Below are 11,456 nucleotides of genomic sequence, written 5' to 3'. Positions count from 1 at the left end.
GTCCGACCGGCCGGGACGGCAGCGTGAGCGGCAGTCCGTACCCGCTCGGTCTGCGGCTGGCCGGCCGACGGGTGGTCGTGGTCGGTGGCGGAGTGGTGGCCACCCGCCGGGTGCCGGCGTTGCTCGACGCGGGCGCGGACGTCCTCCTGGTCGCGCCGGAGCTGACCCCGGCGCTGCGCGCCCACGCCGACGCCGGGCGGCTGCGCTGGCAGCGGCGGCGGTTCGCCGCGGACGACCTCGACGGCGCCTGGCTGGTGCAGGTCGCGGTAGATGACCCGACCGCCGCCGCCGCGGTCAGCGCGGTGGCCGACGAGCGGCGGATCTTCTGCGTTCGGGCCGATGATCGCGCCGCCGCCACCGCGTGGACGCCGGCGGTGACCCGGCAGGGCCCGGTGACGGTGGCGGTTCTCGGCGGTGGTGACCCCCGCCGGGCGATGGCCGTCCGGGACGCCGTCCGGGATCTGCTCGCCGCCGGACCGGGTCGGCTGGCCCCGCCGCCGGCCGAGGTCGGCGCCGGCGGTGCTCCCGGGCCGGTGGGCGTCGATCGCTGGCCGGCTTCGCCGCACCCAACCCGCCGCGGTGGACAGGTCGCCCTGGTCGGCGCGGGCCCGGGTGACCCGGAGCTGATCACTGTCAAGGGGCGGCGGCTCCTCGCCGAGGCGGAGGTGGTGGTCACCGACCGGCTCGTGCCCGGGCTGCTCCTGGACGAGTTGGGCCCCGAGGTCGAGCTGGTGGACGCCGCCAAGATCCCCTACGGCCCGGCCTGCACCCAGGAGGAGATCAACCGGATCCTGGTGGACCGGGCCCGGGCTGGCAGGGCCGTGGTCCGGCTCAAGGGAGGCGACCCGTACGTCTTCGGTCGCGGCGGCGAGGAGCTGCTGGCCTGCGCCGGTGCGGGCGTACCGGTGACGGTGGTACCCGGAGTGACCAGCGCCATCGCCGCCGCGGCCGGCGCCGGTGTCCCGGTGACCCACCGGGCGGTCGCGCACGAGTTCACCGTGGTCTCAGGGCACCTTCCGCCGGACTCGCCCGCCTCCATGGTGCGGTGGGAGCACCTTGCCGGGCTGCGTGGCACGTTGGTGATTCTGATGGGACTGAAGAATCTGGCGGCGATCTCCGCGACATTGGTCGCCCACGGCCGCCCGGCCCAGACCCCGGCCGTGGTCGTACAGGAGGGCACGACCGGTGCCCAACGTACGATCCGCTCAACGCTGGGCGTGGTGGCGGCCGACGTGGCTGCGGCGGGCCTCCGCCCCCCGGCGGTCGTGGTCGTCGGCGACGTGGTCGGGGCGCTGGACTTCTGAGGGGCGCCCCGACGCTCGTGGTGGCCGCGCCGTGCTCGTGGTGGCCGCCCGATGCGGGCTGCCAGCACGAGGAGAGTCGGCCGGCAGCCGGCGCGCGCCGGCTGCCGGGCCGCGGCTCACTGCTTGAGCATGTTGTCCAACAGCAGGGCGCAGCGGATCACGCCGAGGTGGCTGTAGGCCTGTGGATGGTTGCCCAGCCCGCGCTCGGTCAGCGGGTCGTACTGCTCGGGCAGCAGCCCGGTCGGCCCCGCGGTGTCGATCATCTGGGTGAACAGCTCCTCCGCGTCGCCCCGGCGGCCCGTACGCAGGTACGCCTCGATCAGCCACGAGGTGCAGATGTGGAAACCGCCCTCCCGACCGGGTAGGCCGTCCTCCCAGTGGTAGCGGTAGACCACCGGGCCGCTGCGCAGATCTGCCTCGATCTTGAGGACGGTGGAGACGAAGCGGGGGTCGTCCCCGGGGAGCAGGCCGGAGAGGCCGATCCAGAGCGAGGAGGCGTCACTGTCCTCGTGCCCGTACGCGACGCTGTACGCCTCGGCCTGCTCGTGCCAGCCGAACTCGAGCACGTTGGCGCCGATCCGGTCGCGTAGCTCCATCCACTCGGGCTGCTCCGCACCGCCGTGCTTGCGGACCACGTGCAGTGCCCGGTCGACGGTCAGCCAGCACATCACCTTCGAGAAGATGTGGTGTCGGGGCGCCAGCCGCGCCTCCCAGATGCCGTGGTCCGGCTCGTGCCAGCGGCGGCGGACCGCCTCCACCATGTTCTCCAGGACCCGCCACTCGTCGTCCCGGACGGAGCCGCGAGCGTCGGCCACCGCCGCGATCAGGTCGGCGATCGGACCGAAGACGTCGAGTTGGAGCTGGTGGTTGGCGAGGTTGCCAACCCGTACGGGTCGGGAGCCGGCGTAGCCGGGCAGGGTGTCGATGACCGCCTCGGCGCCCAACTCGTAACCGTCAACCGTGTAGAGCGGGTGTAGCCGTTCGGGGTGCCCGCCGGTACGGTCAACGACTCCGTCGATCCAGCGCAGCAGCGCCTCGGCCTCCCCGGTGGAGCCGAGGTCAACCAGAGCGCGGGCGGTCAGCGCCGCGTCGCGGAGCCAGCAGTAGCGGTAGTCCCAGTTGCGGACGCCGCCCAACTCCTCGGGGAGGGAGGTGGTCGCGGCGGCCAGGATCGAGCCGCTCGGCTGGTGGCACAGCCCGCGGAGGGTGAGCGCGCTGCGGGCGACCAGGTCCCGGCCGGTGGTCGGCAACCGCAGCGTGGCGACCCAGTCCTTCCAGGGCTGCTCCGCCGCGGCCTGCCGTTCGTGGATCGGCTGCCGGTGGTGTTCCAGGCTGTGGGTGCCGAAGCGCATCTCCAACACGACCGGCCCGCCCGCGGCGGAGAGGTCGACGGTGGCCTTCGCCGTCTCGTACACGCCGTCGCCGACCACCTCCCAGGTGACGCCGGGAGAGTAGAGCGCGACCGGGTGGTTGGAGCCGAGCACCAGCAGCCCGTCGTCGAGCGGTTGGAGCTGGACGGCGACCTGGCCGAACTCGGGCCGGGGGGCGAACTCCAGCTGCGCCCGGCCGCGTCCGGTGAGCACCCGGACCAGGGCCGAGTCGGCACTGACGATCGCCGGCCCGTCCGGTGTGGTCTCGGTGTCCGGGGTGTCCAGCCAGTCGGTCACGGTCAGGCCGGACCACCGGGTCTCCACGGTCATCGTGTTGGAGCGGTAGCGCTGGCCGAGTGGGATACCACCACGCTCCGGTACGACGCTGAAGTAGCCGGCGGGGCTGCCGCCGACCAGGTCGGCGAAGATCGCGGCGGAGTCGGGCTTGGGGTTACACAGCCAGGTGACCTTGGCTTCGGGGGTGAGGAGCGCGACCGTCCGGCCGTTGGCCAGCATCGAGTGCCGCTCGATCGGCACCGCCCGCTCGCCGAAGAGCCAGTTCCGGCGGGTTTCCAGCAGCAGGCCGAGGGCGCGGGCGGCCACGATCGGCTCGGCTACCCGATACTGCGCCCTGGTCTCGCCGGGCCCGATCTTGATGCCGACATCGGGCCCGTGCAGGTTGCCGAAGGCGTTCTCGTCGGTGACATCATCGCCGATGAACAGCACCGCGCTGGCGGAGAGCTGGGTACGCAGTTGGTCAACGGCGGTGCCTTTGTGGGTGGCGACCACCGACAGCTCGATGACCTCCTTGCCCTGGGTGACGGTGACGTCGTCCCAGGTCGCGGGGCCGTTGCGGACTGCCTCGACGGCTGCGGCGGCGATCTGCGGATCAATCCCACGGGTGTGTACGGCGACACTGGCCGGCTTGCGCTCCAGCCGAACTCCGGGGTGGGTGGCGACAATCTCGCGCAGCGCGTCCCGGAGCCGGGTGCGGACGGCGACCAGCTCGGGGGAGAGCCGTTCGACGAAACCGATGTCGAACTCGGAACCGTGGCTGCCGACGAGGTGGACCTCGCTGGGCAGCCGGGACAGGGCGGCCAGGTCCCGCAGCGCCCGCCCGGAGACGACCGCCACGTTGGTCTGCGGTAGCGAGGCGAGCGCCCGCACCGCAGCGGCCGCCTCCGGTAGCGGTACGGCCCGGCTCGGGTCCTCGACGATCGGGGCGAGGGTGCCGTCGTAGTCACAGGCGATCAGCAGCTGGGGGACGCGGGCGATGCGACCGATCGCGGTGCGCAGGTCCTGCCCCAGGCCGCCGCCGGCCGGGTTGCCGAGTGTGGTGCCGGTGCTCACGAGGCATCCGGTCCCGGTACGCCGAGTTCGGTGAGGAAGGACCTCGCCCAGTGCCCCACGTCGTGGGTGCGCAGATGACGTTGCATTGTCCGCATGCGGCGACGCGCCTCCGGCTTCTCCACGTGCACGGCCCGCAGCAGGGCCTCCTTGACCGCGTCCGGGTCGTGCGGGTTACACAGGAACGATTGGCGCAGCTCGGTGGCGGCGCCAGCGAATTCACTCAGCACCAGCGCGCCACCCCGGTCGGCGCGCGCTGCTACGTACTCCTTGGCCACCAGATTCATTCCGTCTCGCAGCGGGGTCACCATCATCACGTCGGCGGCGACGTACATCGCGGCCAGTTCGGTGCGACTGTACGACTGGTGCAGATAATGCACCGCCGGTACCCCAACCCGGCCAAATTCGCCATTTATCCGACCAACCTCGCGCTCCACCTTGACGCGAAGTGCCTGGTAGTGCTCCACCCGTTCCCGGCTCGGCGTCGCCACCTGCACCATAACCGCGTCCGGAACTGTCAACTTTCCGTCAGAGAGCAGCTCGCGGAAGGCCTTGAGTCGTAACTCGATGCCCTTGGTGTAGTCGAGCCGGTCAACGCCCAGGATGATCGTGCGTGGGTTTCCCAACTCCGCGCGGATCTCCTCCGCCCGCGCCCGGATCGTCGGATCCACCGCGAGTCGCTCCATCTCCTGGGTGTCGATGGAGATGGGGAACGCGCCCGCCTTCACCCGGCGGCCGTCGACCTGGATCATCTGCCCCTCGTAGCGCAGCCCGAGCAGGTGCCGGGCCAGTCGGACGAAGTTCTGCGCCGCGAGCCGCTGCTGGAAGCCCACCAGGTCGGAGCCGAGTAGCCCGCGGAGGATCTCGGTGCGGAACGGCATCTGCATGAACAGCTCGATCGGCGGGAACGGGATGTGCAGGAAGAAGCCGATCCGTAGGTCGGGGCGGAGCTCGCGGAGCATCGCCGGCACCAGCTGGAGTTGGTAGTCCTGCACCCAGACCGTGGCACCCTCCGCAGCGACATCCGATGCCGCCTCCGCGAAGCGGGCGTTCACCAGCCGGTAGGTCTCCCGCCAGCGGCGTTTGTAAACCGGGGTCTCGACCGCGTCGTGGTACAGCGGCCAGATCATGGCGTTGGACTGCCCCTCGTAGTAGCGCTCCAACTCCTCCGTGCTCAACGGCACCGGATGTAGCCGGATGCCCTCCAGGTCGAACGGCTCCGGCGCGGCCCCCTTACCGCCGGCCCAGCCCACCCAGGTGCCGTGGTGCTCGGCGAGGACAGGATGCAGTGCGGTCACGAGCCCACCCGGGCTGCGTCGCCACTGCCGTCCCTCGGGTGTGCTCACCTCGTCTACGGGCAGTCGATTGGCCACTACGACAAAGGAGCTGCGGACGGTCACGTTGGGCCACCTCCGGGTGCTGACGAATCCCCCGCGTCGAGCGTACTGAGCGTAGCCGCGGCGTCTGGTGTACCGTGCCGGACTTAGCCCACCCGCTCACCGGCCCCGAATCCCAAACGTGATCTTGTCGACAATTCTGGGGTTCTGCCGCGGCGGTCAGGTCGGGTCGCCGGCCCGGCGGGGTGATGTGGGCGCAGCCAGGGTGACCTGTCAGGATTGACGGCGGGCCGGCGTGATCGGCCCGCCGACGGGCGACCTCGGCTCCGCATCCGCGGCGGCCCCGCCCGCGTTTAGACCACACCCGTTGATCGATGGAGGGTAGCCCGCACCGTGGCCCAGTACATCTACGTCCTGGAAAAGGCGCGCAAGGCGCATGGCGACAAGGTCGTGCTCGACAACGTGACGCTGAGCTTCCTGCCGGGTGCCAAGATCGGTGTGGTCGGCCCGAACGGCGCCGGCAAGTCCAGCCTGCTGAAGATCATGGCGGGGCTGGACCGGCCGAGTAACGGCGAGGCCCGGCTGATGCCCGGCTACACCGTCGGCATGCTGGCGCAGGAGCCACCGCTCAACGACGCGAAGACGGTCCTCGGCAACGTCGAGGAGGCGGTCGCCGAGACCAAGGCCAAGCTGGAGCGGTTCAACAAGATCGCCGAGCAGATGGCCACCGACTACTCCGACGAGTTGATGGCGGAGATGGGCCGTCTCCAGGAGGAGCTGGACCACGCCGACGCCTGGGACATCGACTCCAAGCTCGAACTGGCCATGGACGCGTTGCGCTGCCCGCCGCCGGACGCCGACGTGACCCAGCTTTCCGGTGGTGAGCGGCGCCGGGTCGCGCTCTGCAAGCTGCTGCTGGAGACGCCCGATCTGCTCCTGCTCGACGAGCCCACCAACCACCTCGACGCGGAGAGCGTGCAGTGGCTGGAGCAGCATCTGGCCAAGTACGCCGGCACCGTCATCGCGATCACGCACGACCGCTACTTCCTGGACAACGTGGCCGGCTGGATCCTGGAGTTGGACCGGGGCCGGGCCGTCGGCTACGAGGGCAACTACTCCACCTACCTGGAAAAGAAGGCGGCCCGGCTGGCGGTCGAGGGCCGGCGGGACGCCAAGATGAAGAAGCGGCTCTCCGACGAATTGGAGTGGGTCCGCTCGAACGCCAAGGCGCGCCAGACCAAGTCCAAGGCCCGTCTCGACCGGTACGACGAGATGGCCGCCGAGGCGGACAAGACTCGTAAGCTGGACTTCGAAGAGATCCAGATCCCGCCGGGCCCACGGCTGGGTAGCTCCGTGATCGAGGCGCAGAACCTCACCAAGGGCTTCGGCGACCGGGTGCTGATCGACGACCTGAGCTTCTCGCTGCCGCGCAACGGCATCGTCGGCATCATCGGCCCGAACGGCGTCGGGAAGACGACCCTCTTCAAGACCATCGTCGGGCTGGAGCAGCCGACCGCGGGCAGCGTGAAGGTCGGTGACACCGTCTCCCTGTCGTACGTGGACCAGACCCGCGCGGGGCTGGCCGGGGACAAGACGGTCTGGGAGGTCGTCTCCGACGGCCTGGACCACCTGATGGTGGGCAAGGTCGAGATGCCGTCGCGGGCGTACATCGCTGCTTTCGGGTTCAAGGGGCCGGACCAGCAGAAGCCGACCAAGGTCCTCTCCGGGGGCGAGCGCAACCGGCTCAACCTGGCGTTGACGCTCAAGATCGGCGGAAACGTGATCCTGCTGGACGAGCCGACCAACGACCTGGACGTGGAGACCCTCTCCAGCCTGGAGAACGCGTTGCTGGACTTCCCCGGCTGCGCCGTGGTCATCTCCCACGACCGGATGTTCCTGGACCGGGTCGCCACGCACATCCTGGCCTGGGAGGGGGATGACCAGAACCCGGCGAGGTGGTTCTGGTTCGAGGGCAACTTCGAAGCGTACGAGAAGAACAAGATCGAGCGCCTCGGTGCCGAGGCGGCCCGGCCGCACCGGGTCACCTACCGCAAGCTCACCCGCGACTGACCCATGGCTGACCGGTTTCTCTACCACTGCACGCTCCGCTGGTCCGACCTGGACGCGTACGGGCACATCAACAACTCACGCTTCCTCACCCTCTACGAGGAGGCGCGGGTGGCCCTGATGTTCGCCGGGGGGCGGGCCTGGGGCGTCGGCTCGTTCGCCGACGGTGTGGTGATTCGGCGGCACGAGGTGGACTACCTGCGGCCGGTCGACTACGCGCTCGGCCGGGCCACCGCGGAGTCGGCGCCGACGGTCCGCATCGAGCTCTGGGTGTCGGAGATTCGGGTCGCCTCCGTTACCGTCGACTACGAGATGTACGACGGTGATGTGCTGGTCAGCCGGGCCCGGTCGGTGCTGGTGCCGTTTGATCTGAGCCGGCAGCTGCCGCGCCGCCTCTCCGCCGAGGAGCGGGCCTTCCTGTGCACCTACCTCATCCAGGAGGGGTCGGCGTGACTGAACCGGGCACCGTGGGACGGGGCGGTTATCCGCCCACGGTGCCCGGCGGGACGGGCCACGGGCTGACCGGTGTCGCTGACGCGGGCGCGTTCCTGGCCCGGCTGGTCCGGCTGGACCGGGGAGCGTTGGTGCGGTTGCGGCCTGCCAGCGGGCCGGAGCGGACCGCCCTGTGGGCGCGGTTGCCGTGGGGCGTGCTGGTGGTCCACACGGTGGCCGGCCGCGGCCCCGGTGACGCCACCGTTTCCGCCAGCGGGCTGTTGGCGGAGCTGACTGCGGGCGGCTCGGCACTGCCCGTCCGGCGGGACGCGCAGTGGCGCTGGCCGCTGCCGCCGCCCGCCAGCCGGCGGGTGGAGACGCTCCCCGCGGCCGAGCTGCGGCGGGTGGCCGAAGCCGCGGCGGCGGCCCTCCGGGATGCCGCCGCTGGGCGCGGAGTGGAGGGTAGGGCGCTCGGGGAGCGGGTGCTGCGCGATGCGCTCCTGGATCATGTGCCGGTGGTCGTCACTCCGGACGACGCTCCCACCACGCCGGTCGAGGTACCCCAGCGGTTGGTTCAGGGCTTGGTGCGGATGGGCTTTCTCGGTGCACCGGAGGCGCCCGGTGGGGTGGTGCAGGTGCGGGCGGTCGGCCAATGGGTCGGCCTGGTCGGTCCCTACGGGGCAGTATGGTTGCAGAGGGTGACAGATCTAACTGTTCGGCCTATCCTTGGTCGGCAGTCCGGATGATCCCCCCTCGTCCTTCTGTCCTAGGGAGTTCATTAGGGGGGTGCTTCTTCCCGACTGTCCGGGTACCGTCCATCCTCGGATCCAACGCAGCGTTAAGGGCTGGATCCGCTGGGGAGTGAGGTGGGTGAGCGATGCCGTGGTGGTCGTGGCGCCCCGGTCCCGCTGACAGCGGTGAGCCGGAGAGCCGGAGCAGGGCCACAGTGGAGGACACGATCCGGGTCAGCCCGCCGGCTCCCCGACAACCGGGCGACAGCTACACCGGAGTCGATCGTTCCCCGGCCGTGGACACCTCCGCCACGGTCGCACCGGTCACGCTCGGCCGGATCAGCGCCGCGCTCGACCAGCTCGACGTCCGCTTCCTGGCCGACGGCGACGGAAACCTGCTGGCGATGTGGGAGCGGCACGCGGTCCTGGTCGCGCTCGAGGGCCCGGACGACGAGATCCTGGTGCTGCGGGTTCGGCCGCATGCGACCGTCCCGCCGGATTGGGAGGATCGGGCCTATCGGGTGGTCAACGAGTGGAACCACACCCGTCGCTTCTGTAAGGCGTACATCGGAGATCCGTCCGAACGTGGCCAGCTTCCGATCTATGCCGAGCTGCAGGTGCCGTTCGCCGCTGGCGTGCACGACGCGCTCCTGGTTGAGATGATCGACTGTGGGGCGGCGGTAGCCACCAGCTTCGTCGACTGGCTGCACGACGAAGGTGCCCTGCTCTGACCCGCCCCACCCTGCTCGGACCGCCCGGGTCTGCCGGGTCATGCCGAAGCGGACGGGTCCTCCAGTGCGTTCACCATGAAGTACGCAGCCCGCTCCAGGTAGTCCCAGAGCGCGGTGGCGAGCTCCGGTGGCAGGTCCAGTCGATCCACGGCCTGCCGCATGTGCCGTAGCCAGGCGTCCCGTTCCGCCGCCCCGATCCGGAACGGTGCGTGCCGCATCCGTAGTCGCGGGTGTCCCCGCTGGGTGGAGTAGGTGTTCGGCCCGCCCCAGTACTGCATCAGGAACAGGGTGAGCCGCTCCGCGGCGGGCCCCAGATCCTCCTCTGGATACATCGGCCGCAGCAGCGGGTCGTCGGCGACGCCCGCATAGAACTCGTCCACCAACTTACGGAAGGTGGGCTCGCCGCCAACCGCAGCAAAGAAACTTGTTGTGGAGGCGGGGTTGCCGGATTTACCTGCGGGATGCACGGCTCCATCCTGCCAGGTTTCGGTGGCCGTCCACCGCCGGCCGTACGTGGGCCGGGTCACGTACCGGCTTGCCTCCGACCCGGCGCGGACACCGTGTTGCGCTGCCGTTGCTGGGCGTCCTGCCGGCCTTCGCCCGGGATGTCGACCAGCTGGTCCCCGGGGCGGTCGACAGCCGCAGATCCTGGCCGGGGGGCGGGCGGCGCCGGCGCCGGATCGGGTGTGCCAGCTCCCGAAGCCGACTCGACCGCGGCGTCAACCCTCGCCTGACTCGGCCACGACAGCGCCGCGATGGTCATCAGTAGCACCCCGGCGCTACTCCAGAGGCCGACCACGAGCGGGATGGAGAACCGTTGGGCGAGCAGCCCGGTCACCAGAACCGCCAGCCCCTGGATCACCTGCATGCCGGAGGCCATGACACCGAAGGCGCGAGCTCGGTAGCCGTCCGGCAGCGCCTGGACGAACAGGCCGTTGGCCGTTGGCAGCAGCCCGGCGACGGCGAATCCGCACCCGGCGGCCAGCAGCGCCACCACCAGTGGTGACGGGTCGAGCAGGGTGGGAACCAGAAGCAGCGGAGCGAGCACTGCCAGCGGACGCATCAGGGCGATCCGTCGGGCCGGTGCGACCAGGCGACCGACGATCAGGCCGCCGAGGATGTACCCGACGGGGACGGCGGCCATGATGATGGCCTGGGCGAGGCCTTTGTCCATGTCGTCCGCATGCTGGCCGGCCCACGCCGCCGCCAGCCCCTCCGGGACGATGGAGAAGAGCATGGCGCTGAACACGAGGATCGCGATGGCGCGTAGCACGGGTTGGCCGAAGACGATGCGGAATCCCTCGCCGGTCTCCCGCAGCAGATGGCTGCGGTGCGCAGCCTTCATCTCCGTTGGTCGGGCGACCACCCCGAGACGGATCAGCGTGGCGGAAACGGCGTAGGTCGCCGAGGTGACCAGCAGGGCGAGGGCGGGGCTGACCGCCGCGATCGCCGCGCCAGCCAGATAGCCGACCACCTGCGCTGCCTGGCCGACGCTGGCGTTGATCGACAATCCGACCACGAGGCGGTCACCGGTCAGGATCCGTGGCAGCAGCGCCGACCGGGCTGCCTGACTCGGCGGGTTGGCAAGGGTGGCGGTGAAGAGGAGCGCCAGGAGTAGCGGAGTCGGCATCCCGGGCACCGCGATGACCAGCAGCAGCACCATCCGGGTCAGGTCGCAGGTGACCATCACGGCTCGGTGGGGATGCCGTTCGGCGATGGTCGCGAGCAGTGGACCGCCGACCAACCAGGGCAGGTAGCTGATGGCGAATGCCGCCGCGGAGAGGGCTACCGACTCGGTCTCGCGATAGACCAGGAGGGTCACCGCAGCCTTCGCGAGGTAGTCACCAACCCAGGAGAGGACTCCGGCCGTCAGAACAAATCGGTACTCGCGTTGGGCGAACACCTCCCTGAAGGTGGCCGGACGGGTTGGAGAAGGTCGGCCGTTGGGCACATCGCCTCCATCGTTCCCGGATCAAGCACTGCTGATGGGCCGAGCCGGGAGGCATCGTCCGATTCGTCGATCAGCGAGGGGAATTTCCTCGCTGCCGGGGAGCTGTATCGGATTCTGCCGGATTCGTCGGCAACCAGCCAGGGCGAAATGGTTGATCGTCGGATCGCCGACTGAACGAAAAGAGGA

General features: G+C 70.4%; 9 protein-coding genes. 5 read left to right on the top strand and 4 right to left on the bottom strand.

All coding sequences use genetic code 11. The annotated features are described in order from the left end of the window. Positions 1–23: 23 nt before the first annotated feature. On the top strand, positions 24–1,304 hold the full coding sequence (gene cobA, locus H0524_RS02485) for a uroporphyrinogen-III C-methyltransferase (RefSeq protein WP_180197211.1): 1,281 nt from the start codon (positions 24–26) through the stop codon (positions 1,302–1,304). Between the two features lie 116 nt (positions 1,305–1,420). On the opposite strand, the gene otsB is transcribed toward cobA, so the two are convergent. Together otsB and H0524_RS02475 are read right to left on the bottom strand one after the other, a co-directional pair. After that, positions 1,421–4,024 (bottom strand): trehalose-phosphatase, encoded by a 2,604-nt coding sequence (gene otsB, locus H0524_RS02480; RefSeq protein ID WP_180197210.1) that lies wholly within the window; start codon positions 4,022–4,024, stop codon positions 1,421–1,423. Continuing rightward, a complete protein-coding gene (locus H0524_RS02475; protein ID WP_026322878.1) occupies positions 4,021–5,421 on the bottom strand; it encodes a trehalose-6-phosphate synthase in 1,401 nt (466 codons plus the stop codon). Before H0524_RS02475 ends, otsB begins: the two co-directional genes overlap by 4 nt. A gap of 330 nt (positions 5,422–5,751) precedes the next feature. On the opposite strand from H0524_RS02475, the gene ettA reads away from it, so the two are divergent. From ettA to H0524_RS02455, 4 genes are all read left to right on the top strand, one after another. Beyond that, entirely contained in the window at positions 5,752–7,428 is a 1,677-nt protein-coding gene (gene ettA / locus H0524_RS02470; RefSeq protein ID WP_018216686.1) for an energy-dependent translational throttle protein EttA, read from the top strand. Between the two features lie 3 nt (positions 7,429–7,431). Continuing rightward, positions 7,432–7,878: a thioesterase family protein gene (locus H0524_RS02465; protein ID WP_180197209.1), complete on the top strand. Its 447-nt coding sequence runs from the start codon at positions 7,432–7,434 to the stop codon at positions 7,876–7,878. After that, on the top strand, positions 7,875–8,603 hold the full coding sequence (locus H0524_RS02460; protein ID WP_180197208.1) for a hypothetical protein: 729 nt from the start codon (positions 7,875–7,877) through the stop codon (positions 8,601–8,603). The genes H0524_RS02465 and H0524_RS02460 overlap by 4 nt, the downstream gene beginning before the upstream one ends. A 131-nt stretch (positions 8,604–8,734) precedes the next feature. Beyond that, entirely contained in the window at positions 8,735–9,319 is a 585-nt protein-coding gene (locus tag H0524_RS02455) for a YbjN domain-containing protein (RefSeq protein WP_180197207.1), read from the top strand. A 38-nt stretch (positions 9,320–9,357) separates the two neighbouring features. Here H0524_RS02455 and H0524_RS02450 read toward each other — a convergent pair whose 3' ends face one another. After that, positions 9,358–9,846 (bottom strand): globin, encoded by a 489-nt coding sequence (locus H0524_RS02450; protein ID WP_309224979.1) that lies wholly within the window; start codon positions 9,844–9,846, stop codon positions 9,358–9,360. Next, positions 9,843–11,222, bottom strand: a complete 1,380-nt coding sequence (locus H0524_RS02445) for an MFS transporter (protein WP_180197206.1) — start codon at positions 11,220–11,222, stop codon at positions 9,843–9,845. The genes H0524_RS02450 and H0524_RS02445 overlap by 4 nt, the downstream gene beginning before the upstream one ends. Positions 11,223–11,456 lie beyond the last annotated feature (234 nt).

Origin of the sequence: Salinispora sp. H7-4, assembly GCF_013416675.1 — a bacterium.
GTDB classification, from domain to species: Bacteria; Actinomycetota; Actinomycetes; order Mycobacteriales; family Micromonosporaceae; genus Micromonospora; species Micromonospora vitiensis.
Note: the sequence above shows the minus strand (reverse complement) of the source record. Positions and strands in the feature narration are given on the sequence as shown.